Source organism: Trinickia dabaoshanensis, from assembly GCF_002879885.1.
Lineage (GTDB): Bacteria > Pseudomonadota > Gammaproteobacteria > Burkholderiales > Burkholderiaceae > Trinickia > Trinickia dabaoshanensis.
This window is the reverse complement of record NZ_PNYA01000017.1, coordinates 70,944-92,087: the sequence shown is the minus strand read 5'-3', so window position 1 is coordinate 92,087 and position 21,144 is coordinate 70,944. Positions and strand designations below refer to the sequence as shown.

The following is a 21,144-nucleotide window of genomic DNA, read 5'->3' as shown; positions in this document are numbered from 1 at the left end:
GATCGCCGTCCGGGCCCTCGTCGCTACCGCGGGTTAAAGCGCGATTTCCTCGCAGTCCGAGTTCCGCCGCTCACCACCCCACTCTAATCGTCGCAATGGTCGGATTGGTGCCCACCAGCGAAGAACTGAATCCCCCTACGTCATCGTACGGAAACCCATAAGTGAGGTTGTTGATCGCATGCGCATGCCAGAACTGCGAGTAGAGGTTCGTGGGCTGGGTCGCATAGAAAGCGCCGGCGTTACTCCAGAGCGCGGAGTTCTCGGCCACGTGCCGATTGAGCGCGGCACACAACTGCGCCTGAATCTGCAATTGTTTGGCTGTCGCCACGCCCGGCGCGGCGTTTCTCGCGTCGTTCAACACACCGTTGCCAAGCAGCACTTCGCCTGTCGTCGGCATGGCGTTGATGTAGTACGTGCCCTGCCCGTCCGTGAATTGGAACTGGCCGTTGACGACATGACCGGTAAAGGTGCCTTGGGCATCCGTGAAAGTCAGGTTTTGCGTCGTGTATTGATTCCAGATCGACTGAATATAGCTATCCAGGTAGTTGGCGTTGGGACCGCCCGCGCTAAAGCCACCATGTCCCGGCGCGACGATTCGATACGGTGCGTGCACGAGCCCCTGGAAAGCCGCCGGCATTTGCGCTTGGAATTCCTGAAAAAGCGCCGCCCGCGACTCGGTTTCGCCCACCGTCTGGTCGTAGCCGTTTTGCCCTTGCAGCCGCAGTTGAAGCGGGAAGCCGAACTGGTCGACGCGCGTCGTATTGCCGAAGAAATTCGCGTTGTTTATATCGAACTCGATGAAATCGAACGTCACGTCGATGTTCGGATCGGTGGGGTTATCGATGTTCGGGCCGGTATAGCCCGTTACCGGATTGCCGACCGCTTGGATATACATCGTGCTACCCACGCTCAGATACAGCCGAGCCGAGGTGATCTGCGGGATCGTAACCGAGTTGCACTGCGACAGCGGAATCGAATAATTCGCGTACCCGATGCCGTTCTTCGTCTGCTGCGAATCGTCGGCCCCGCTCATCGGGACCAAGGCGCCAGCGCAGTTCACATGGACGTAGGCGTTGTTGTTGGTCGGGTCCATGCCCACCAGCGTCCAGTAAACTTGGCTGTCGGGGTAGGCACCGTTGGTGCCGTTCACGAGGTTGATCTTCGTTCCGGCGGCCGGAAAAGATCCTTGCGGCGGAGGCGGCGCCGACGACCCCATCGTGAATTGGGCCCAAGTGGTGTCGAAGGCCGAGCCATCCGTCTGACCGACCGTGAACGAGTACTTCACGATACTCCCGGCTGGAACGCCGGTTACGGAATAGCTGCCGCTCGTTCCTGACATCGTCATCGCGACGTTGAGCTGCGGATTGTTACCGACTACATAATGCAAAATGATCCATGCGCCGCCCGACGCGTTGAATGCGACGGTATTGCCGTTAACCACCGAGTAGCCACCGACCGATGACGGCGATGGGTTTGCGGCCGCTCGAGACGCATAGGTCCCGATCAATAGCGCCGCGACAAGAAGCCTTACCCAAATACTGAACACCGGCTTGGATTTTTCTCGACTCATCTTTCTTCCTCCTTCGTTGAAATCGTCCTGAAATTCGACAGGAAATCGATTAACCGAAATATGAAAATACAGATGCGAGGCAGCACCTCTAGCGAGCACACTAAAACCCGTTTACTAAGGAAAATGCGAATCAAAGATAGCGACACATACGAACGAAGTCAAATATCCTTATACACATGCCATTTAAAATCGGCATTTTAAACGCCACAGCAAATTATGATTCGAGCCGCGAGCGCGTTTCGTAAAACGCCCGATTTCTCGTAAAAAATGGACGAGTGAATAAAAGCTAGTATTTTTGGGAGGTTAAAATCGCGAGCCGATTGACGAAAATCGATACCGCTCGGCCAAAATATCGCGCGCGCACGGCACCCGCCCCGGTTGCACCGGGGCCAGGGCGCGAGTGCGACAGTGCGGTGGCTTGCCGCGAGCGCGGCGGCTGCGGCGCGTTACTCGCCGCCCATGAACGTCTGCGGACCCGCGAAGTTGTCGAACTTCGTGTACTGCCCGAGGAACGTCAGCCGCACAGGACCGATCGGACCGTTACGCTGCTTACCGATGATGATCTCGGCCGTGCCTTTATCCGGGCTGTCGGGGTTGTACACCTCGTCCCGGTAGATGAACAGGATCACGTCCGCATCCTGTTCGATAGCGCCGGATTCACGCAAGTCCGACATCACGGGCCGCTTGTTCGGACGCTGTTCCAGGCTTCGGTTCAACTGCGAAAGCGCGATGACGGGCACATCGAGTTCTTTCGCCAACCCTTTGAGCGAACGCGAAATTTCCGAAATTTCCGTGGCGCGGTTTTCACCTGACGACGAGCCCGACATCAGCTGCAAGTAGTCGATGATGATGAGCCCGAGCTTGCCGCATTGGCGGGCTAAGCGTCGCGCGCGCGAGCGCAATTCCATCGGATTCAAGCCGCCGGTTTCGTCGATGAATAGCTGCGCCTCGCTCATTTTCTGCACGGCGTGCGTGAGCTTGGGCCAATCCTCGTCGGTCAAGCGGCCCGTTCGCATCCGGTGCTGGTCGAGGCGGCCGACGGAGCCCAGCATCCGCATGACGAGCTGCGTACCCGGCATTTCCATCGAGAACACGGCGACGGGCAACCCGTACTCCACCGCGACGTATTCGCCGATGTTCATGGAAAACGCGGTTTTCCCCATCGACGGGCGTCCGGCCACGATGATGAGCTCGCCGCCATGCATCCCCGATGTCATCCGGTCGAGATCCACGAATCCCGTTGGCGTACCCGTCACGTCGCTCGGATTGGCCGTGTGGTAAAGCGTATCGATGCGCTCGACCACTTCCGTCAGCAGCGGCCCGATCTCCAAAAAGCCCTGCGTGCCGCGCGCACCGTCCTCAGCGATCGAAAACACTTTCGATTCGGCCTCGTCCAGCAGTTGCCGCACTTCCTTACCCTGCGGATTGAATGCGTCCGCGGAGATTTCATCGGCCACCGAAACCAGACGCCGCAGCACGGCGCGATCGCGCACGATTTCGGCGTAGCGACGGATGTTCGCGGCACTCGGCGTGTTCTGCGCAAGCGCGTTCAGATAGGCCAAGCCGCCGACGTCGTCGGCTTTACCCGACGTGCTCAGCGCCTCGTAGACCGTCACGACGTCGGCCGGCCGCGTCGTCGAGATCAGCTTGCCGATATGCTCGAAGATGATCCGGTGGTCGTACCGGTAGAAGTCGCTTTGGGACAGGAAGTCGGCAATGCGGTCCCAGGCGGCGTTATCCAGCAGCAGGCCGCCGAGCACCGATTGCTCGGCCTCGATCGAATGCGGCGGGACTTTCAGCGATTCGAGTTGCGGATCGTTCGTCGGAGCGTTCATGGGGAGGCATTATCGCGAAATGGCCGGGCCTCCGCCAGCGGCGAAAACGAGGCCAAAACAAAAAAGGCAGGAACCGGCGCTCCGGCTCCTGCCCTTTTCAATCGATGCGCCAAACCGGGGCGATACCCGGTTCGGCCAGCGACACTTACGCGTGCTCGCCGAGCACCGAAACGGTCACGTCGACCGTCACGTCCGTGTGCAGCGAAACTTGCACGGGGTGGTCGCCCACGAGCTTCAGCGGGCCTTGCGGCAGACGCACTTGCGCCTTTTCCACCGCGAAGCCTTGCTTCGTCAGCGTTTCGGCGATGTCCGCGTTCGTGACCGAGCCGAACAGACGGCCGTCGACGCCGGCCTTCTGTGCGATCTGAACCGTCAGGCCTGCCATCTTCTCGCCTTGCGCTTGCGCGGCGGCGAGCTTCTCGGCGGCAGCCTTCTCGAGATCGGCGCGGCGCACTTCGAATTCAGCGATCGCTGCCTTCGTTGCACGGCGTGCGAGCTTTTGCGGGATCAGGAAGTTACGGGCGTAGCCGTCCTTGACCTTGACCACGTCGCCGAGGTTGCCGACGTTGACGACTTTTTCCAAAAGAATGATTTGCATTCGAATTCTCCTTATCGCGCCGTCTGATTAGGCCTTGTGCAGGTCGGTGTACGGCAAGAGCGCGAGGAAACGTGCGCGCTTGATCGCCGTATCGAGCTGGCGTTGATAGTGGGCCTTGGTACCCGTCAGACGAGCCGGCGTGATCTTGCCGTTTTCGCCGATGAAGTCTTTCAGCGTTTCGATGTCTTTGTAGTCGATGTACTCGACGCCAGCAGCCGTGAAGCGGCAAAACTTCTTGCGCTTGAACAGCGGGTTTTGTTGCTGACGGCGCTTGTCGAATTTCTTACCAGTCGGGCGGGGCATGTTCAGTCCTTTCCAATGTCCTGCAATTCTGTGATGTGAAACACCAAGGTTCTCGCGTTGCGGCTTTTCTTCGCCAGGAAGCCGGTGAAGAGCGTTTCGACGCCCATCTCACACGTTTCGAGCTTCCCGCTCGCGGCACCCGCGGCCAGGGCGGGCATCGTCAACTCAACTTGCCGGACGATGCCGGCCTCGACGACTTCCGCGCGATGCTGCAGCGTACAGCTTGCGATCGGAACACCCGCCGGCGTATAGCGCAGCGGCTCGCGTTCGACCACGCTGGCCGTGAGTTGCAGCCTGTTCACGAGAGCGGCGAAAAACCGATGATGGAACCCAGGTGGCTTAAACCGTGAATACCGTTAAGCCTGCGCTTCGGACGGCTGCGACGAGGCAGCTGCCTTCTTGGCTTCTTCGCGCTGCACTTCCTTCATCATCGGCGACGGGCCCGTTTCGGCCTTCTTCATCTTGACGATCAGGTGGCGCAGCACAGCGTCGTTGAACTTGAATGCGTGCTCGAGCTCTTCGAGCGTAGCCTGGTCGCATTCGATGTTCATGCAGACGTAGTGAGCCTTCGCGAGTTTCTCGATCATGTAGGCCAGTTGGCGACGGCCCCAGTCTTCGATGCGGTGGATATTGCCGCCGCGCGCGGTAATCGTGGATTTGTACCGCTCGATCATCGCGGGCACTTGCTCGCTTTGATCGGGGTGTACGACGAAGACGATTTCGTAATGACGCATACACACTCCTTGTGGATTGAAGCCACCCGGGCGTCGATGGCCGATACGCGAGGTACCAACGATACGTAAGTACCGGGATCGGACCAACCGGTGTGGCAAGTGAGAAGCCCGTGAGTATAGCTCAACGGCCGCCGAGGTGCAATTCATGCATCGAATGCGGCGCCCGGGCGCTAATCCGCCCTTGCCGCTCCGTCGTCCCCGGCTGCCGCGCTCCCGCCCCAATAGCCGGGACGCGCGTAGACCTCCTTCAGGTAATCGATGAAGTACCGGACTTTGGCCGGGACGTAGCGCTGTTGCGGGTAGACGGCGAGGATGTCGTATTCGGGCAACGCGAATTCGTCCAAGACCGTCTCGAGCTCGCCGCGCGCGAGCTGATCGGCGATCTCCCAGGTGGAGCGCCAGCCGAGGCCGAGACCTTCCGAGGCCCAACGGTGCAACAGTTCGCCGTCGTTGCAATCGAGCGAGCCCGTCACCCGCATCGTCACGCGCTTGCCGCCGCGCTGAAAATACCAGCCGCGGTTTTGGCCGCCCTGCAGGTTGAAGGCAAGGCAGTTGTGAGCGAGCAGATCTTCCAGCGAACGCGGGCGGCCGTGCCGGGCGAGATAGGCAGGCGTGCCGCAGACGACGCGCCGATTCGTCGCCAGTTTGACGGCGACGAAGTTCGGATCGACCGTCCCGCCGATGCGAATCGACAAGTCGTAGCCCTCGCGGACCAAGTCGACAACGCGATCGGTCAAATTGAACGACATCTGCAGCCCGGGCTTGTCGGCCAAAAACGCGGGCGCGAGCGGCGCCACGTGCTTGCGTCCGAACGCCGCCGGCGCCGAGACGATCAAATGGCCGCTCACGGCCCGCCGCCCGGCGCTCAGCTCGTCCTCGGCCTGATCCCAGTCAGCGAGCAACCCTTTGCAGCGCTCGAGAAACGCGGCGCCCGCCTCGCTGACGACGAGGCGGCGCGTCGACCGGTACATGAGTTTGACGCCGAGGCGTTTTTCGAGCGCGTCGATACGCCGCCCCAAAATCACGGGCGACACGCCCTCCTCCAGCGCCGCCGCGGCCAAACTGCCCGCCTCCGCCACGCGCACGAATGTTTCGATCTGCTTGAAACGATCCATCTTCCCGTCCTTGCATCGCCAGCCCATTCGATACTTTTTGTATCGAAATAACGAACCGAGAGCGATCTTATCAAACCTTTCCGGTAGTTCTACAGTGCGACTAACCCGCTATTTGCGCATTGGACGAACAGGAAAAGGAGACACCCATGGCTAAGATGAGAGCCGTCGACGCAGCCGTGCTCGTGCTGGAAAAAGAAGGCATCGACACCGCGTTCGGCGTACCCGGCGCCGCGATCAACCCGCTTTACTCGGCGCTGCGCCGCGCGGGCGGCATCAGCCACGTCCTGGCTCGTCACGTCGAAGGCGCTTCGCATATGGCCGAGGGCTATACGCGCGCCGCGCCCGGCAACATCGGCGTGTGCATCGGCACGTCGGGGCCCGCCGGTACCGACATGATCACCGGACTTTACTCGGCGCAGGCCGACTCGATTCCTATTCTCGCTATCACGGGTCAAGCACCCCGCGCCCGGCTCTACAAGGAAGATTTCCAAGCGGTCGATATCGAATCGATCGCCAAGCCGGTCACGAAGTGGGCGGTCACCGTGCGCGAGCCCGCGCTCGTGCCCCGCGTATTCCAACAGGCATTCCACTTGATGCGCTCGGGCCGGCCCGGTCCGGTGCTGATCGATCTGCCGATCGACGTTCAACTGGCCGAAATCGAATTCGACATCGACACCTACGAGCCGCTGCCGGTCTACAAGCCGAAGGCGACGCGCAAGCAAATCGAAGCCGCGCTGGAGATGCTGAACGGCTCCGAGCGTCCGCTCATCGTGTCGGGCGGCGGCGTGCTCAACGCCGGTGCCGAAGCGCTGCTCGTGCAATTCGCCGAAACGCTCGGCGTGCCCGTGGTGCCGACGCTCATGTCGTGGGGCGCGATCGCCGACGATCACCCGCTCATGGCCGGCATGGTCGGCTTGCAAACGTCGCACCGCTACGGCAACGCGACGATGCTCGAATCCGATTTCGTGCTCGGCATCGGCAATCGCTGGGCCAATCGCCACACGGGCAGCGTCGACGTCTATACGAAGGGGCGCAAGTTCGTGCACGTCGACATCGAGCCGACGCAAATCGGCCGCGTATTCGGGCCCGATCTCGGGATCGTGTCGGACGCGAAGGCGGCCCTCGAGCTCTTCGTCGAAGTGGCCCGCGAATGGAAGGCAGCCGGCAAGCTCAAAGACCGTTCGGCTTGGAGCGAAGCGTGTCAGGCGCGCAAACGCAGCCTGCAACGCAAGACTCACTTCGAAAACGTGCCGATCAAGCCGCAGCGCGTCTACGAAGAGATGAACAAGGTGTTCGGCCGCGATACCTGCTACGTCAGCACGATCGGGCTGTCGCAAATTGCCGCCGCGCAGTTCCTGCACGTGTACAAGGCGCGTAACTGGATCAACTGCGGCCAAGCCGGCCCGCTCGGCTGGACGATCCCCGCGGCGCTCGGCGTGCGCGCCGCCGATCCGAGCCGCCCGATCGTCGCGCTGTCGGGCGACTACGACTTCCAGTTCATGATCGAAGAGCTCGCCGTGGGCGCGCAGTTCAAGCTGCCCTACGTGCACGTGGTCGTGAACAACTCGTACCTCGGGCTGATCCGTCAAGCTCAGCGCGCTTTCGAAATGGATTACTGCGTGCAGCTCGCGTTCGAGAACATCAACGCGCCGGAGTTGAATGGCTATGGCGTGGATCACGTGGCGGTTGCCGAAGGTCTCGGTTGCAAGGCGCTGCGCGTGTTCGAACCGGGCGAGATCGCGCCGGCGTTGCAAAAGGCGCAAGCGATGGCCGCCGAGTTCAACGTGCCGGTCGTCGTCGAAGTCATTCTCGAGCGCGTCACGAATATCGCAATGGGCACCGAAATCGACGCGATCAACGAGTTCGAGCCGCTGGCCGATTCGCGCAACGACGCGCCGACCGCCATCTCGCTGCTCGACTGACCGCCACGCCGTGCTGCTTACCCGCACCATCGAACGACCCGACGATCGCCGCGCACGCTGCGATCGTCACTCCCCCGACCGACCGAAGAGTGACAGCAACATGCCGAAATTCGCAGCCAACCTCACCATGCTGTTCAACGAAGTGCCGTTCCTCGAGCGCTTCGAAGCGGCGGCGCGCGCAGGGTTCAACGCCGTTGAATTCCTGTTCCCCTACCCATTCACCGCGGCAGAGTTGGCCGAACGTCTCGAAGCGAATCGCTTGCGTCTCGTCTTGCACAACTTGCCGGCCGGAAATTGGGAAGCGGGCGAACGCGGGATCGCATGCCTGCCCGATCGCGTGGCCGAATTCCGCGACGGCGTGGGACGTGCGATCGAATACGCGAAGGCGCTGCGCGTGCCTCAACTGAATTGCCTCGTCGGCATTCCGGGTTCGGACGTCACGCCCGAGCGCGCGCGTTCGACGATCGTCGAGAACTTGCGGTACGCCGCCGGCGCACTCGAAAAAGAAGGCATCAGGCTGCTCGTCGAGCCATGCAATTCGTACGACATTCCCGGCTTCGCGCTCAATCGGTCCAGCGAAGCACTCGCGGTCATCGACGAAGTGGCGTCCGGCAACCTCTATCTGCAGTACGACATCTATCACATGCAGCGCATGGAAGGCGAGCTCGCCGCGACCTTGCAAAAACTGCTGCCGCGCATCGCTCATGTCCAGTTGGCCGACAACCCCGGCCGGCACGAACCGGGCACGGGCGAGATCAACTACGCGTTCTTGTTCGATTGGCTCGACCGGCTCGGCTATAGCGGCTATATCGGCTGCGAATACAAGCCCCGCACCACGACGCTCGAAGGCCTTTCGTGGGTACGCGAGATCGCCGGAGCGCGCAGCGCGCGCTGAAGGCCCCACATGGGGAAACGCTCGAACGCCCCCGCTCAAACCTAGACGACAAACAGTTAAACGGACTACATCGACATGGCAAAGATCGGTTTCATCGGCCTCGGCATCATGGGCGCGCACATGGCGCGCAACCTGCTCAAGGGCGGACATTCGCTCGTCGTGACGGGCGCCTATCCGGTGCCCGACGATTTGCGCGAAAAGGCGACGGTCGTGGCGGATTCGACGGCGGTCGCGCGCGAATCGGAGATCGTCATTTCGATCGTCCCGGATACGCCCGACGTCGCCAACGTGCTGTTCGCCGACGACGGCGTGGCCAAGGGCCTGTCGGCGGGCAAGCTCGTTATCGACATGAGCTCCATCTCTCCGCTGGACACGCAAGATTTCGCGAAGCGCATCAATGCGCTCGGCTGCGATTACCTCGATGCACCCGTCTCGGGCGGCGAAGTCGGGGCGCGCGACGCGACGCTTTCGATCATGGTGGGCGGGCCCGAGCAAGCGTTCGAGCGCGCGAAGCCGCTGTTCGATTTGATGGGCAAGAACATCACGCTGGTCGGCGATAACGGTGCGGGCCAAACCTGCAAGGTCGCCAACCAAATCATCGTCGCGCTCAATATCGAGGCCGTCGCCGAGGCGCTGCTGTTCGCGGCGCGCTCGGGCGCCGATCCCGAGCGCGTGCGTCGCGCACTGATGGGCGGGTTCGCCTCGTCGCGGATTTTAGAGCTGCACGGCGCGCGCATGACGGCGCGCACGTTCAAGCCGGGCTTTCGCGTCGACTTGCATCGCAAGGATTTGAATCTCGCCCTCGACGGCGCGCGCCGGCTCGGCATCGCACTGCCCCACACCGCCAGCGCACAACAGCTTTTCAGCGTATGCGCCGCGCACGACGGCGGCAGTTGGGACCACTCGGCGCTGCTGCGCGCGCTCGAAATCATGTCGAATTTCGAAATCGCGCAAGCACCGGCCGAAGCGGTTGCGGCATGACCGCCCGGCTAGCGCGCCTCGTTTAGGCGGCGCATAGCCCGTTCTGCAGCATTCGGCCGTTCGATGAAGATCGCACGGCCAGCACGTGGGGCGCCTCGCCGGCGCATACGCGGCAAGACCCGAGGGGCAACCCGGGCATCGTACGATGCCCGGCGCGTACGAGGTCGACACCGAGCATGCGCATGGCAGGCAAAAAGCCGCTTTCGGGCTGAGAGCGGCAGTGGGGTCCGCAGCGGCACTCGGCGACGCCGGGGAAGCCTTGGTCGGTCAGACGTCGTCGTCGGGTGTCCGCCTGTCGGATTGTCACGCATTCAACCGCCGCGAGCGCTAGGCTCGCGAGCGTCGACCGGTGCGCTCTGCGAGCCCGATATCCGGTCTCTTCAATACTTCAATACGTATCGAACATCCGCTGCAACGCCGGCGGTTCGTACGCGCCCGCGATCAGCGCGAGCATCAGCAGCACGCGCGCCTTGTACGGATTGAGCGAGCCGGCGCTCACGAACCCGAGCGCGTCGTCCGGCGCGGCGCCGTTGCGCATCACGTGTCCGGAGCCGACGCGCGAGGCGCGCACGACCGCGATGCCGTGTGCGCGGGCGTCGGCCAGCGCCGCTTGCACCGAGGCGTGGATCGAGCCGTTGCCCGTGCCTGCCACGACGATGCCGTGCACGCCGGCGGCCACGAGCGCATCGACGGCCGTGCGAGACGCACCGGCATAACTCGTCACGATCTCGACCACCGGCCAAGCCGCACCCGCGACGAAAGGCGTCCCCGTCGTGTGAGCACGCGTGACCGTTCGGGCGAATTCGACGCGCCCGTCCTGCACCCAACCCAATGCGCCGAGCTCGGGGGACTGGAAGGCGTCGACGGCATAGGTGCTCGTCTTCACGACGTCGCGCGCGCTATGGATTCGATTGTTGAAAGCGACCAGCACCCCCTGCCCCCGCGCGGAGTGCGAGGCCGCCACGGTGACGGCGCCGAGCAGGTTCAGCGGCCCATCGGCGGAAAGCGCCGAGGACGGGCGCATGGCCGCGGTCATGACGACAGGCTTGGGCGTCTTCACGGTCAGATGCAACGCGTAGGCCGTTTCCTCCAGCGTGTCGGTGCCGTGGGTGACGACGATGCCGTCGATATCCTCGCGCGCGGCCAGCGCCGCGATGCGCTCGGCGAGCGTCGTCCATAGCGAGGCTTCGAGATCCTTGCTGTCGATGCTCGCGACCTGTTGCGCTTCGATTTGGGCGACGCTCGCCAAGGCCGGCACGGCCGCGAGCAATTTGTCGACGCCGACGACGCCGGCTTGGTAGCCGGACGTTTGCGAAGCGTCGGCCGCCGAACCGGCGATGGTGCCGCCGGTGGCGAGCACGGCGATACGCGGCAACGCCGCGGGAGACGGGGAGGAGGAGGTCGTAATCATGGGCGCCATTTTAACCGCCCCGCTATCGCAGGCGAACGCCTCGTTTCACCTACCCGCCCCCGCGCGGGCTAGGGGCCGGTCAAGCGGCTTCGCGCAACTGCCCCGACATGCCCGCTTCCGACAACTGCGGCGCGAACATTTCGATGAAGCGATACGCGTAGGCGCGCATGAAGGCGCCCCGGCGCAAGCCCACCCGCGTCGTACTGCCTTCGAACAAATGCTGCGTGTCGAGTGCGACCAGCTCCGTGTCGCGTTTCGGATCGTACGCCATCGCCGCGACGATCCCCACGCCCATACCGAGTTCGACATAGGTCTTGATGACGTCGGCATCGATCGCCGTGAGCACGACGTCGGGCAGCGCGCCGATTTTCGCAAATGACGCGTCGATATGCGAACGGCCGGTGAAATCGCGGTCGTAGGTGACGATCGGATGATCCGCGACATCCTCGAGCGTCACGCGCTCGCGCGTGGCGAGCGGGTGACCCTTGGGCACGACGACGACGTGGTGCCACGAGTAGCAAGGGAACGTGACGATGTCGGAAAAGCGGTCGAGCGCCTCGGTCGAGATCGCGATGTCGGCTTCGCCGTCGATCAGCATTTGGGCAATTTGTTGTGGATTGCCTTGGCGCAGCGCGAGTTGAACTTTCGGATAAGCATGCGTGAATTCGCGCACGACTTTCGGCAGCGCGTAGCGTGCTTGCGTGTGAGTGGTGGCGACCACGAGGTGCCCCGACTGCTCGTCGGCGTATTGGCGGGCCACGCGACGCATGTTCTCCGCATCGAGCAGCATCCGTTCGATCAATTGGTGGACGGCCTTGCCCGGCTCGGTCAGCCCGGTGAGCCGCTTGCCGCGGCGCACGAAGATGTCGATCCCGAGTTCATCCTCCAGATCCTTGATCTGCTTGGATACGCCCGATTGCGACGTGAACAGCGCATTGGCGACTTCCGTCAGATTCAGATTGCGGCGCACCGCTTCGCGCACGAAGCGCAACTGCTGGAAATTCATGCGGGTGTCTCTCCGGAACAAGCGGAAACGTCGATTGGGCGACGGGCGCCGCGAACTCGGCGCCCCGGGTCGAGCCAGTCTAGGCGATGCCTTTTATTCCCATAACTACTGAATACTTATTTTTTTATAACTATAAGTATTAAGTCAGCACTCAGGGGTCGCAACACAGCACTTGATCTTCCGTCGATACTGTATAAAAATACAGCAACCTGTCTATCCATACAGTGCGACATGACCAAACTCACCGCAAGACAGCAGCAGGTATACGACCTGATCCGCCAGTCGATCGAGCACAGCGGCTTTCCGCCCACCCGTGCCGAAATCGCCGCGGCCCTCGGCTTTTCGTCGGCGAACTCGGCTGAGGAACATTTGCGGGCGTTGGCCCGCAAAGGCGTGATCGAATTGGCGGCCGGCGCTTCGCGCGGCATCCGGTTGCTCGCGCCCGAGGACATGCCCCATCAGTTCTCGCTGCCCCATCCGGCTTTGATGCAGCTTTCATTGCCGCTCGTCGGCCGCGTTGCCGCGGGCAGTCCGATCCTCGCGCAGGAGCACATTGCTCAGCACTACGCCTGCGACCCGGCGCTGTTCTCGAGCAAGCCCGATTACCTTTTGAAGGTGCGCGGGTTGTCGATGCGCGACGCCGGCATTCTCGACGGCGATTTGCTCGCCGTTCAGCGACGCACCGAAGCGAACGATGGGCAGATCATCGTCGCGCGCCTGGGGGACGACGTTACCGTGAAACGGTTGAAGCGCCGCCCCAACGGGATCGAGTTGATCGCCGAAAACCCAGACTACGAGAACATCTTCGTTCAAGCCGGCAGCGCCGATTTCGCGCTCGAAGGCATTGCGGTCGGGCTGATTCGCCCCTCCGAATTCTGATTCCGCACACGTTAGGGAGCCGCCATGGATCGCCTTGCCCGCCTTATGCCTTTTCGCGCTTTCGGTCGCTTGCGTCACTTGCGCGGGATCATCCCGTGCCCGCCGCTCGAAGCCGCCGCGCTCGGTCCCGCACGAACGCGTGAGGCCGACGCCATCCACGCGGACATGCAACCTGCCGCGCTGCCCGCATTCGCACGCGTGTCGCTCAATAGCGCATTGCATGCCGAGCCGTCGCGGCGCGCGCCGGTGCGTGTTTATCACGGCCCATCGCGCGTGATCTTGGTCGGCACGATCGACGCGGTTTGCAAGATGATCGATCGATGCATCGACGACGAGCGAGCAGGTGCGCCGGCGGCGCAATGGGGTTGAGATCCGCGCGGGGGTGCGCAAGGGGATCGTTTTGGCGCGGTCGCTGTCAATGAATATTGAACATCGATAAAGGCCATCCCTTCATGACCGCACAAAACCGTTCCTCCGCGCGAAAGCCGCTAACCGCGAGAATCGTCACCGGCGTCGTATTCATCGCCGCGGTGCTCGCCGTTTTTGCTTACGCGTCGCCCTATTTCGTGCTGAGCCGGCTGCGCGACGCCATACACGAGCGCGACACCGCAACCATCAACCGATATGTCGACTATCCCGCTTTGAGAGCGAGTCTCAAGGTGGAGGTCACCCAAATGCTGAGCCGGCGTGTCGATGCCGAGAAGCTCCAGCATCCGCTTACGGCGCTGGGCGCGCTCGTCGGCATGGCGTTCGTCAATCCGCTTGTCGACGCCTATGCGACACCGGACGGAGTGGCCGCGTTGCTCAAGGGTATGCCGCCACGAGGCGAGCCCGGAGAAGCGCCGCCCCCCGTTGGCGAACCGCAACCGGACCAAGGACAAGGGGCGCCTGCCGCGGCTGCATCCTCACCAGTCCAAGCGCCGGAGCCGCGTGCCAAGGCAAACGCGGGCTATCGAGATATCGACACGTTCGCCGTCTCGTACTCACGCGATACCGGCGGCGTGCCTTACAGTGTGATCTTCCATCGCCGGGGCTGGTTTACGTGGCAAATCGACGCGGTCCAACTCAATCCGTGACACGAGGATAAGCGGCGGGAGGCGTTGCACAGCGCCCGCCGCCAAAGTCGGGTCGCCCTCAACCGCCCGTGCCGCCTGCCGATACGGCTGTCGTATTCGTCTCCATGGGTTCCTGCTCGCGTGCGGCGGAGACTGCCACGAGAATGCTGCAGGACACGCGATCGAGAAGAAGCGTATTGCCCGAGCCCATCCACCATCGCGATAAACCGCTGCGCGCGCGGTGGCCAACCACGATCAGATCGACCTTCAGCTCATCGGCAAGATTGGCAATCTCGTCGATCGGGTGCCCGAAGGCGAAATGGCCGTGCGCTAGCACGCCGCGTTCGGTGAGCCAATCCACGCCTTCTTGAAGAATCTCGCGTGCGGCATCCTCGAACCGGCCGCAGGCAACGTCCGTCAGCAACCCGGCGCTTTGCGCGATGCTCGTGCGCATATCGACGACCGACAGCAAGTGCGTTTCCGCCTTGAGATCGAGCGCGAGATCGGCTCCGCAACGCAACGCCTTGCGCCCTTCGCGGGTGCCGTCATAGCACAGTAGGATTTTTTTGTAGCTCGCCATCATGGCCTCCGAGCCCGCGCGGATCGCGGTATGTCGTTTCAATCATGGTGCGCCGCATCTGGACTTGCAAGGCTAGGAAAACGCCTAGTTCCCGGCCGCCTATTTACGATCATGCCGCCCTTGCGCTGCACCGCATCAGCGGAACGTGCGCTGCCTACGCGAGGACGATGAAGCACGATGCAATAGAATGGGGCAGCGTCTGCCCTGAACTTGTGCGGCACCCCTCGTCCGTCCTCATGTCCAACAACACCATCGAATTTCGCGACGTGGTGAAGTACTACAGCGATAAGGCCGTCGTCGACGGCTTGTCGTTCCATGTTCCCGCCGGAGAATGCTTCGGTCTGCTAGGACCGAACGGCGCCGGTAAAACGACCACGCTCAAGATGTTGCTTGGCCTCGTCGAACCGGACGCCGGATCGATCGCGCTTTGCGGGTATGCCATCCCGTCCGGCGCGCGTTTTGCGCGTCAGCGCGTGGGCGTCGTTCCGCAGTTCGACAACCTGGACCCTGACTTCAGCGTGCGCGAAAACCTGCTCGTCTTCGGTCGTTACTACGGCCTATCCGCGAGCAAGACGCGCGCCATGGTGCCGGAGTTGCTCGAGTTCGCGCGTCTCGAAAGTAAGGCCGATGCGCGCGTCGGCGAACTTTCGGGCGGAATGAAGCGCAGGCTCACGCTCGCGCGCTCGCTGATCAACGACCCGGCGGTCCTGATTCTCGACGAGCCAACCACCGGGCTCGATCCGCAAGCGCGCCACTTGATTTGGGACCGGTTGCGATCGTTGCTCGCTCGCGGCAAAACGATCTTGCTGACGACGCATTTCATGGAAGAGGCCGAACGGCTATGCGATCGGCTATGCATCATCGAGGAAGGGCGCAAGATCGCCGAGGGCGCGCCGCGCGAACTCGTCGCCCAAGAAATCGGCTGCGACGTGATCGAAGTGTACGGTCCGGCGCCAACGGCTTTGCGCGACGAGTTGGCGCCGTTCGCGACCCGCACCGAAATCAGCGGCGAGACGCTTTTTTGCTATGTCCGTGATGCCGAGCCTATCCATGCGCGTCTGGCGGGGCGCACGGGCCTGCGGTACGTGCATCGCCCGGCGAATCTCGAAGACGTTTTTTTGAGGCTGACGGGACGCGAGATGCAGGATTGAACGCGAGAACGAAACCATGGATGCCCCCTCTTACGATGCGCGCACCCGCGCGCGCGACACGCTCGGACGGCCGCACGCGAACCGCTGGCGTCTAGCCCTACCAGCCAACGCGACGAATTGGGCCGCGGTTTGGCGACGCAACTATCTCGTTTGGCGCAAGCTCGCCGCCGCGTCGCTGATCGGCAACTTGGCTGATCCGATGATCTATCTGTTCGGCCTGGGTCTCGGGCTCGGCCTGATGGTGGGCCATGTCGACGGCGTCTCGTATATTGCGTTCCTGGCGGCCGGTACCGTCGGTTCGAGCGTGATGATGTCGGCCTCGTTCGAAGCGATGTATTCGGCGTTTTCGCGCATGCATGTGCAGCGAACGTGGGAAGCGATCATGCATACGCCGCTTACGCTCGGCGATATCGTCGCCGGGGAAATCGCCTGGGCCGCAAGCAAGGCGGTGCTTTCGGGCGCGGCGATCATGTTGGTGGCCGCGCTGCTTGGCTACGCGCGGTTTCCGTCGATGCTGCTTGCGCTGCCTGTCGTGGCGCTGGCCGGTCTCGCATTTGCGAGTCTCGCGATGATCATGACGGCGCTCGCCCCGTCGTACGATTTTTTTATGTTCTACCAGACGCTCGTGCTCACGCCGATGTTGTTGCTTTCCGGCGTGTTTTTTCCGTTATCGCAGTTGCCGCCGGGTGTTCGTCATGCCGCGATGGCGTTGCCGCTGGCCCATGCGGTGGAGCTGATACGGGCCGCGATGCTGGGGCGCCCAGTTGCAGACGCCCTCATCCATCTATCCGTGCTCGCCGCCTATGTGATCGTGCCGCTCTTCGCGTGCGCGCTACTGTTTAGACGCCGTTTGATGCGGTAGGACGCACTAGACGCTTCATTCTTCGTCGTCGTTCCACGGCACGTCGACATCGCTAAGAAAAGCGACCATCGCGAACGGACGCGCTTCGTGCCGGCCGACCTTGCCATCGGCGCGTTGCCATTCGACGCGAAACACGACCGACGGCGTATCGGCCAGCAGCCATACGGTGCGGATTTCGTCCGGATCGGCCTCGGCGACGGGGCCGTCGAGCGAGATCAGCAGCGTCTGAGGCCAGAGGCCGCCGTCGGGATCGTAAATGCGCTCGCCGTCGGGAATCGACGTGAACGCTTCGACGCCGATGGTGGCGCAAGCATCGACGACCATCTTGCCTAGCGCCTGCAAAACCGCCGTGGCGCGCACGGAGTTCGCCTGCCGGATCGCGAGGTCGCCGCGCGTCAATGCTTGCTCGAGTTTGGGGTGGGTCTTGTGTGTGCCCATGATGTGTGTTGGCTCGCTCGTTTCTCGGGTTGTTCTCGTCGGCGCCTCGTAGCCGCCGTCCAATGGACGAATCGTACCACCTGTCGTGCGCCGCTCCGCGGCTTCGCGCTCGCCCGAACGGCAGGCTCCGCGCTCGCCACCGTTTCATCGGCGCAATCTCACCGCAAATGTCCGCGCTCCGCCGAGGCGGTGGGTTCGTTTGTCCTAGATCTTCCAATGCAACCCTAGTGCAACACCCGTGCGTGTCACCATTGGCGGGCCGGAAACACGCGGGATGGAGTCGAAAAGTGATTGTGATCGAGGTCCAGTCCGTCTTCCTCTTCGACCGGAACCGATATGGCTTCCGAACGATCGCCGCAACGGGTGCGGACATAGCAAAAAAGAGATAAACTGATGACGTGGGAAGTGCAATTGACACCGTATGCAGAGGCCGAGTTACTAGCGTTACCTGCCGATATGCGCTCGCGTTTCCTGCATGTTGCAGAGCTGCTGGCCGAGTTCGGTCCACAACGCATTGGAATGCCTCATGTGCGCCACCTCGAAGGGAAACTTTGGGAAATCCGTATGACGGGCCGCGACGGCATTGCACGGGCCATATATTTCGCCCGCGCCGAACAGCGACTGGTCGTGTTGCACGTATTCGCAAAAAAGACGCAGAAGACGCCGCGCCGAGCCATCGAGACGGCCTATTGCCGGATGAAGGAGGACTGAATGATGACCGACCTCACTACCCTGAAGAAGCGCCTCCTAGCAGACGAAGCGACGAAAACCGAATACGAGGCGCAAGCACCGGAATTTGCCGTAGCTCGCGAACTCATTGCCGCTCGTGTACGCGCCGGTCTGACGCAGGAACAGGTCGCTGAGCGGATGCAGACGACGCAATCGACCATCGCGCGCATGGAGAGCGGACGTACGTTGCCGTCGCTGCGTACACTGTCCCGCTATGCGGAAGCGACGGGGAGCCGTGCGGTGGTGCGTCTCGAGACCGCAACTTAGCCGGAGTCCCAACAGACGCGTGTCGGATTTAGACCGCCGTTCACAACCGGAAGCTACCCGCCGCAACCCGAATTTAGGAAGCAATACACGCGCGCAAGGCTCAGGCTCGCTTGCTCGGCGAGTTGACTATCGGTTGGCCTAGGCGCCGATAGCTCCTTTCTGCATTGGTCGTAAGCTGCGAGCGCCTTGACGGTGGCGTCGTACGCGCTACCTTTTGCGCCTTTCATTGAATCCAGGGAATTCGCTCCCGAAATTGCCGCCACGACAACCGTCACTACCACCCAAATACGAGTCCAGCCGCCCATGTTGGCCTCTTCGTGTTGTTTGTCTTTTATGCTGATGGTAGGGGATAGCGGCCGGATTGCGTCGATAGCATTGGGGAACATCTCCGACGTGAGAGAAGAGTCATGTAGCGCGCTCGTGCTCGCCGACCTTTCCGGCACACCATGCAGTATGCTGCGAACTGCGATCGATGAAGTCCGGTTACACAGACGTCAGAAAGCAAAAAGCCCAGTCGCGAGGACTGGGCTTTTTGCTTGAATTCTTTGGGGTGGCTGATGGGACTCGAACCCACGACGACAGGAATCACAATCCTGGACTCTACCAACTGAGCTACAGCCACCATTGTTACTGCTGCTTCTTCGCTGCCGCAGCAACGAAGAAGCGAGATTATACGAATAGAATTGCCGCTTGCATAGCCCCTTAGCCGATAATTTCAGAAGGCTCGCGAAGATGGCTGCGCGCTTCCTCAAAAATCGATAGGTCGCCCTTTGCCAGCCGCTTGTTGTCGGAAAGCACCCGCCGCCAGCCTCGCGCGCCGGCCTCGCCTCGGTAAAGACCCAGCGCATGGCGTGTGATGGCACCGAGAAAGGTACCGCGCGCGAGTTCCGCCGCGCAGTATTCGATCAGGCCCGCCTCCACTTCGTCGCGCGTCTTCGCGCCTTCACCCTCGTAGAAACGCGCGTCCACGCCGGCCAGCACGAACGGGTTATGGTAAGCCTCGCGGCCCAGCATGACGCCATCCACGTGCTGCAAGTGAAAATCCACTTCGTCGAGCGTCTTGATGCCGCCGTTGATCACGATCTCGAGCGCCGGAAAATCGCGCTTCAGGCGATAGGCATACTCGTACTTCAAAGGCGGAATCTCGCGGTTTTCTTTCGGCGAGAGCCCCTTCAAGATCGCGTTGCGCGCATGGACGATGAACACCTCGCACCCGGCGTCGGCGATCGTCCCGACGAAGTCGCGCACGAAAGCATAGTCCTCGACGGCGTCGACGCCGACGCGATGCTTGACCGTCACGGGAACCGAAACGGCATCGCGCATGGCGCGCACGCAATCGGCGACGAGCTTCGGCTCGTTCATCAGACACGCGCCGAATGCCCCGCGCTGCACGCGCTCGGAGGGACACCCGCAGTTCAGATTGATCTCGTCGTATCCCCATTGCTCGCCGAGCTTGGCCGCGCGGGCGAGATCGTCCGGTTCGCTGCCGCCCAACTGCAACGCGACGGGCGCCTCCTCGGCCGTGAATGCCAGATGACGCGCCACGTCGCCGAACAAAAGCGCGCCCGTCGTCACCATTTCGGTATAAAGCCAGGTGTGGCGCGATATCAGCCGATGAAAGTAACGGCAGTGACGATCGGTCCAGTCCATCATGGGAGCGACGGAAACCCGGCGGGGACTGAGTGGAAGGCGTGGCGACATGGCGGATAGGACAAACGGCAAGCCCGTAATTTTACCTCAGCCGCTAGAATGGAGGCCGCGTGAACGCGGCGGGGTCTGCGAATATGCCGCTTTGCCGGCCCGCCGCCAGACATATAGGAGTTTCGGTCAATGAGCGACGGATCGTCCCGTCAGCGCCTCGCCGGGCGCGTTTTTCTCTTGCTGCTGCTAGCAACGCTGGCCGGGTGCAGCACATGGTTTGGGCCGCCGCCGCTCACCCCGGCGCAGGACCCCGACCTCAATGTGATGCCCGTCGAGCCGCCGCCCGAGCCCGCATCCGAGCCTCAGATATCCGCGCCCGTGGCGGCCTCCGCGCCTCGGGAAGCCCCGGAACGCAAGCGGGTAGCCCCCAAGCCCGTCTATCATCCGCCGCCAAAGCCGCAGCCCGCGCCGCCGCCCCCGCCCGTCAAGCCCGCGCCGCCGCCGCCGTTGATCTCGACCCGCACGCTTGCCGCGGGAGATACCCACGGTGTGCTCGACGCCCGCGTGCAGCGCCCCGACGGCAAGGTGATCGGCCGCGCCATCGACTTGATTGTCGATGCGGCCGGCAAACCGCGCGAGATGCTCGTCAACCTCGCGGGCTTTCTCGGTATAGGCGACCGTAAGATGCGCTTTCCTTGGCGCGATTTCCGCTTCGATCCGAAGCAGCGCACCGCCCCGATCACGCTCTCGATCGGCCCGAACGAGGCACCGGCCGCGGCCTCGGCGAAAGCGAAGGAAAAGGCCGCCGGCAAGCCGGCAGCCGCGGGCGCGAACGATGCGCACCTGCTCGGGGTGATCGATGCCACCACCGAACGCGGCAACGGCGAGCGCGTGGGCCGCGTCGTCGATGTACTCATCGACAGTCATGGAGAACCGCAAGCCGCCGTCGTGGACGTCGGCGGCTTGCTTCATGAGCGGCGCAGCATCGCGGCCGATTGGTCCGCGCTGCGCTTCGTCGCCAAGGACGACGCCCTCACGCTGCAAATGGATTTGTCGGACGCGCAGGTCAACGCCGCGCCGCCTTATGTTCCCAATCAACCGGTACGCGCGGTCGCACCGGCCGCGACCGATACGGCAGCCTCGGCTGGCCATCCTATAAGGTAACGAACGCG

23 protein-coding genes and 1 tRNA gene are annotated in these 21,144 nt (G+C 62.6%); 11 read left to right on the top strand and 13 right to left on the bottom strand.

Annotated elements, in window-relative coordinates:
- Positions 1-70 precede the first annotated feature (70 nt).
- The 7 genes from C0Z18_RS18850 to C0Z18_RS18820 all read right to left on the bottom strand — a co-directional run bounded on the left by C0Z18_RS18850 (position 71) and on the right by C0Z18_RS18820 (position 6,155).
- Positions 71-1,570, bottom strand: coding sequence for a glycoside hydrolase family 64 protein (locus C0Z18_RS18850; protein WP_233217386.1), 1,500 nt, complete (start codon positions 1,568-1,570; stop codon positions 71-73).
- A gap of 446 nt (positions 1,571-2,016) precedes the next feature.
- Complete coding sequence (locus C0Z18_RS18845; RefSeq protein ID WP_102646938.1) at positions 2,017-3,405, bottom strand: replicative DNA helicase; 1,389 nt, start codon at positions 3,403-3,405, stop codon at positions 2,017-2,019.
- A gap of 145 nt (positions 3,406-3,550) precedes the next feature.
- The gene (gene rplI, locus C0Z18_RS18840; RefSeq protein WP_102646937.1) at positions 3,551-4,003 is read right to left on the bottom strand and encodes a 50S ribosomal protein L9; all 453 of its coding nucleotides are present in this window, start codon (positions 4,001-4,003) and stop codon (positions 3,551-3,553) included.
- Between the two features lie 27 nt (positions 4,004-4,030).
- Positions 4,031-4,306 carry a 30S ribosomal protein S18 gene (gene rpsR, locus C0Z18_RS18835; RefSeq protein WP_018442035.1) on the bottom strand — a complete coding sequence of 92 codons (276 nt, stop codon included), beginning with the start codon at positions 4,304-4,306 and terminating at the stop codon, positions 4,031-4,033.
- A gap of 2 nt (positions 4,307-4,308) precedes the next feature.
- Complete coding sequence (priB, locus tag C0Z18_RS18830) at positions 4,309-4,608, bottom strand: primosomal replication protein N (protein WP_102646936.1); 300 nt, start codon at positions 4,606-4,608, stop codon at positions 4,309-4,311.
- 54 nt (positions 4,609-4,662) lie between these two features.
- On the bottom strand, positions 4,663-5,040 hold the full coding sequence (gene rpsF, locus C0Z18_RS18825) for a 30S ribosomal protein S6 (protein ID WP_102646935.1): 378 nt from the start codon (positions 5,038-5,040) through the stop codon (positions 4,663-4,665).
- A 170-nt stretch (positions 5,041-5,210) separates the two neighbouring features.
- Positions 5,211-6,155: a LysR family transcriptional regulator gene (locus tag C0Z18_RS18820; RefSeq protein ID WP_102647000.1), complete on the bottom strand. Its 945-nt coding sequence runs from the start codon at positions 6,153-6,155 to the stop codon at positions 5,211-5,213.
- A gap of 146 nt (positions 6,156-6,301) precedes the next feature.
- Here C0Z18_RS18820 and gcl point away from each other — a divergent pair, with 146 nt between their 5' ends.
- The 3 genes from gcl (at position 6,302) to C0Z18_RS18805 (ending at position 9,953) form a co-directional block, all read left to right on the top strand.
- Entirely contained in the window at positions 6,302-8,077 is a 1,776-nt protein-coding gene (gene gcl / locus C0Z18_RS18815; RefSeq protein WP_102646934.1) for a glyoxylate carboligase, read from the top strand.
- Between the two features lie 100 nt (positions 8,078-8,177).
- Positions 8,178-8,972, top strand: coding sequence for a hydroxypyruvate isomerase (gene hyi / locus C0Z18_RS18810; RefSeq protein WP_102646933.1), 795 nt, complete (start codon positions 8,178-8,180; stop codon positions 8,970-8,972).
- 75 nt (positions 8,973-9,047) lie between these two features.
- Positions 9,048-9,953, top strand: coding sequence for a 2-hydroxy-3-oxopropionate reductase (locus C0Z18_RS18805; RefSeq protein WP_102646932.1), 906 nt, complete (start codon positions 9,048-9,050; stop codon positions 9,951-9,953).
- Between the two features lie 388 nt (positions 9,954-10,341).
- Here C0Z18_RS18805 and C0Z18_RS18795 read toward each other — a convergent pair whose 3' ends face one another.
- Together C0Z18_RS18795 and C0Z18_RS18790 are read right to left on the bottom strand one after the other, a co-directional pair.
- On the bottom strand, positions 10,342-11,364 hold the full coding sequence (locus tag C0Z18_RS18795; RefSeq protein WP_408647063.1) for an asparaginase: 1,023 nt from the start codon (positions 11,362-11,364) through the stop codon (positions 10,342-10,344).
- Between the two features lie 79 nt (positions 11,365-11,443).
- Positions 11,444-12,370 (bottom strand): CysB family HTH-type transcriptional regulator, encoded by a 927-nt coding sequence (locus C0Z18_RS18790; RefSeq protein ID WP_102646929.1) that lies wholly within the window; start codon positions 12,368-12,370, stop codon positions 11,444-11,446.
- Positions 12,371-12,601: 231 nt separating this feature from the next.
- On the opposite strand from C0Z18_RS18790, the gene lexA reads away from it, so the two are divergent.
- The 3 genes from lexA to C0Z18_RS18775 all read left to right on the top strand — a co-directional run bounded on the left by lexA (position 12,602) and on the right by C0Z18_RS18775 (position 14,325).
- The gene (gene lexA, locus C0Z18_RS18785) at positions 12,602-13,249 is read left to right on the top strand and encodes a transcriptional repressor LexA (protein WP_102646928.1); all 648 of its coding nucleotides are present in this window, start codon (positions 12,602-12,604) and stop codon (positions 13,247-13,249) included.
- Between the two features lie 24 nt (positions 13,250-13,273).
- Positions 13,274-13,618 carry a hypothetical protein gene (locus tag C0Z18_RS18780; protein WP_102646927.1) on the top strand — a complete coding sequence of 115 codons (345 nt, stop codon included), beginning with the start codon at positions 13,274-13,276 and terminating at the stop codon, positions 13,616-13,618.
- An 83-nt stretch (positions 13,619-13,701) separates the two neighbouring features.
- The gene (locus C0Z18_RS18775; RefSeq protein ID WP_102646999.1) at positions 13,702-14,325 is read left to right on the top strand and encodes a DUF2939 domain-containing protein; all 624 of its coding nucleotides are present in this window, start codon (positions 13,702-13,704) and stop codon (positions 14,323-14,325) included.
- A gap of 58 nt (positions 14,326-14,383) precedes the next feature.
- On the opposite strand, the gene C0Z18_RS18770 is transcribed toward C0Z18_RS18775, so the two are convergent.
- Positions 14,384-14,884 (bottom strand): universal stress protein, encoded by a 501-nt coding sequence (locus C0Z18_RS18770; protein WP_102646998.1) that lies wholly within the window; start codon positions 14,882-14,884, stop codon positions 14,384-14,386.
- Positions 14,885-15,120: 236 nt separating this feature from the next.
- On the opposite strand from C0Z18_RS18770, the gene nodI reads away from it, so the two are divergent.
- On the top strand, positions 15,121-16,035 hold the full coding sequence (gene nodI, locus C0Z18_RS18765; protein WP_102646926.1) for a nodulation factor ABC transporter ATP-binding protein NodI: 915 nt from the start codon (positions 15,121-15,123) through the stop codon (positions 16,033-16,035).
- Positions 16,036-16,051: 16 nt separating this feature from the next.
- On the top strand, positions 16,052-16,897 hold the full coding sequence (locus C0Z18_RS18760; protein ID WP_102646925.1) for an ABC transporter permease: 846 nt from the start codon (positions 16,052-16,054) through the stop codon (positions 16,895-16,897).
- Positions 16,898-16,912: 15 nt separating this feature from the next.
- Here C0Z18_RS18760 and C0Z18_RS18755 read toward each other — a convergent pair whose 3' ends face one another.
- Positions 16,913-17,335: a hypothetical protein gene (locus C0Z18_RS18755; RefSeq protein WP_102646924.1), complete on the bottom strand. Its 423-nt coding sequence runs from the start codon at positions 17,333-17,335 to the stop codon at positions 16,913-16,915.
- Between the two features lie 393 nt (positions 17,336-17,728).
- Here C0Z18_RS18755 and C0Z18_RS18750 point away from each other — a divergent pair, with 393 nt between their 5' ends.
- Together C0Z18_RS18750 and C0Z18_RS18745 are read left to right on the top strand one after the other, a co-directional pair.
- Positions 17,729-18,046, top strand: a complete 318-nt coding sequence (locus C0Z18_RS18750; RefSeq protein ID WP_102646923.1) for a type II toxin-antitoxin system RelE/ParE family toxin — start codon at positions 17,729-17,731, stop codon at positions 18,044-18,046.
- On the top strand, positions 18,047-18,331 hold the full coding sequence (locus tag C0Z18_RS18745; RefSeq protein WP_233217385.1) for a helix-turn-helix domain-containing protein: 285 nt from the start codon (positions 18,047-18,049) through the stop codon (positions 18,329-18,331).
- Between the two features lie 546 nt (positions 18,332-18,877).
- Here the strand turns inward: C0Z18_RS18745 and C0Z18_RS18735 are convergent.
- Together C0Z18_RS18735 and dusA are read right to left on the bottom strand one after the other, a co-directional pair.
- A tRNA-His gene (locus tag C0Z18_RS18735) sits at positions 18,878-18,953 on the bottom strand.
- A gap of 80 nt (positions 18,954-19,033) precedes the next feature.
- Positions 19,034-20,032 (bottom strand): tRNA dihydrouridine(20/20a) synthase DusA, encoded by a 999-nt coding sequence (dusA, locus tag C0Z18_RS18730; protein WP_102646921.1) that lies wholly within the window; start codon positions 20,030-20,032, stop codon positions 19,034-19,036.
- 129 nt (positions 20,033-20,161) lie between these two features.
- Here dusA and C0Z18_RS32735 point away from each other — a divergent pair, with 129 nt between their 5' ends.
- Positions 20,162-21,136, top strand: coding sequence for a PRC-barrel domain-containing protein (locus tag C0Z18_RS32735; RefSeq protein ID WP_199189493.1), 975 nt, complete (start codon positions 20,162-20,164; stop codon positions 21,134-21,136).
- The last annotated feature ends 8 nt before the right edge of the window (positions 21,137-21,144 follow it).

Excerpts from the sequence above, each read along its gene's own strand:
- C0Z18_RS18850 (WP_233217386.1), bottom strand. The coding sequence starts at position 1,570 with ATGAGTCGAGAAAAATCCAAGCCGGTGTTCAGTATTTGGGTAAGGCTT.
- C0Z18_RS18845 (WP_102646938.1), bottom strand. The coding sequence starts at position 3,405 with ATGAACGCTCCGACGAACGATCCGCAACTCGAATCGCTGAAAGTCCCG.
- rplI (WP_102646937.1), bottom strand. The coding sequence starts at position 4,003 with ATGCAAATCATTCTTTTGGAAAAAGTCGTCAACGTCGGCAACCTCGGC.
- rpsR (WP_018442035.1), bottom strand. The coding sequence starts at position 4,306 with ATGCCCCGCCCGACTGGTAAGAAATTCGACAAGCGCCGTCAGCAACAA.
- rpsF (WP_102646935.1), bottom strand. The coding sequence starts at position 5,040 with ATGCGTCATTACGAAATCGTCTTCGTCGTACACCCCGATCAAAGCGAG.
- C0Z18_RS18820 (WP_102647000.1), bottom strand. The coding sequence starts at position 6,155 with ATGGATCGTTTCAAGCAGATCGAAACATTCGTGCGCGTGGCGGAGGCG.
- gcl (WP_102646934.1), top strand. The coding sequence starts at position 6,302 with ATGGCTAAGATGAGAGCCGTCGACGCAGCCGTGCTCGTGCTGGAAAAA.
- hyi (WP_102646933.1), top strand. The coding sequence starts at position 8,178 with ATGCCGAAATTCGCAGCCAACCTCACCATGCTGTTCAACGAAGTGCCG.
- C0Z18_RS18805 (WP_102646932.1), top strand. The coding sequence starts at position 9,048 with ATGGCAAAGATCGGTTTCATCGGCCTCGGCATCATGGGCGCGCACATG.
- C0Z18_RS18795 (WP_408647063.1), bottom strand. The coding sequence starts at position 11,364 with ATGATTACGACCTCCTCCTCCCCGTCTCCCGCGGCGTTGCCGCGTATC.
- C0Z18_RS18790 (WP_102646929.1), bottom strand. The coding sequence starts at position 12,370 with ATGAATTTCCAGCAGTTGCGCTTCGTGCGCGAAGCGGTGCGCCGCAAT.
- lexA (WP_102646928.1), top strand. The coding sequence starts at position 12,602 with ATGACCAAACTCACCGCAAGACAGCAGCAGGTATACGACCTGATCCGC.
- C0Z18_RS18780 (WP_102646927.1), top strand. The coding sequence starts at position 13,274 with ATGGATCGCCTTGCCCGCCTTATGCCTTTTCGCGCTTTCGGTCGCTTG.
- C0Z18_RS18775 (WP_102646999.1), top strand. The coding sequence starts at position 13,702 with ATGACCGCACAAAACCGTTCCTCCGCGCGAAAGCCGCTAACCGCGAGA.
- C0Z18_RS18770 (WP_102646998.1), bottom strand. The coding sequence starts at position 14,884 with ATGGCGAGCTACAAAAAAATCCTACTGTGCTATGACGGCACCCGCGAA.
- nodI (WP_102646926.1), top strand. The coding sequence starts at position 15,121 with ATGTCCAACAACACCATCGAATTTCGCGACGTGGTGAAGTACTACAGC.
- C0Z18_RS18760 (WP_102646925.1), top strand. The coding sequence starts at position 16,052 with ATGGATGCCCCCTCTTACGATGCGCGCACCCGCGCGCGCGACACGCTC.
- C0Z18_RS18755 (WP_102646924.1), bottom strand. The coding sequence starts at position 17,335 with ATGGGCACACACAAGACCCACCCCAAACTCGAGCAAGCATTGACGCGC.
- C0Z18_RS18750 (WP_102646923.1), top strand. The coding sequence starts at position 17,729 with ATGACGTGGGAAGTGCAATTGACACCGTATGCAGAGGCCGAGTTACTA.
- C0Z18_RS18745 (WP_233217385.1), top strand. The coding sequence starts at position 18,047 with ATGATGACCGACCTCACTACCCTGAAGAAGCGCCTCCTAGCAGACGAA.
- dusA (WP_102646921.1), bottom strand. The coding sequence starts at position 20,032 with ATGTCGCCACGCCTTCCACTCAGTCCCCGCCGGGTTTCCGTCGCTCCC.
- C0Z18_RS32735 (WP_199189493.1), top strand. The coding sequence starts at position 20,162 with ATGAGCGACGGATCGTCCCGTCAGCGCCTCGCCGGGCGCGTTTTTCTC.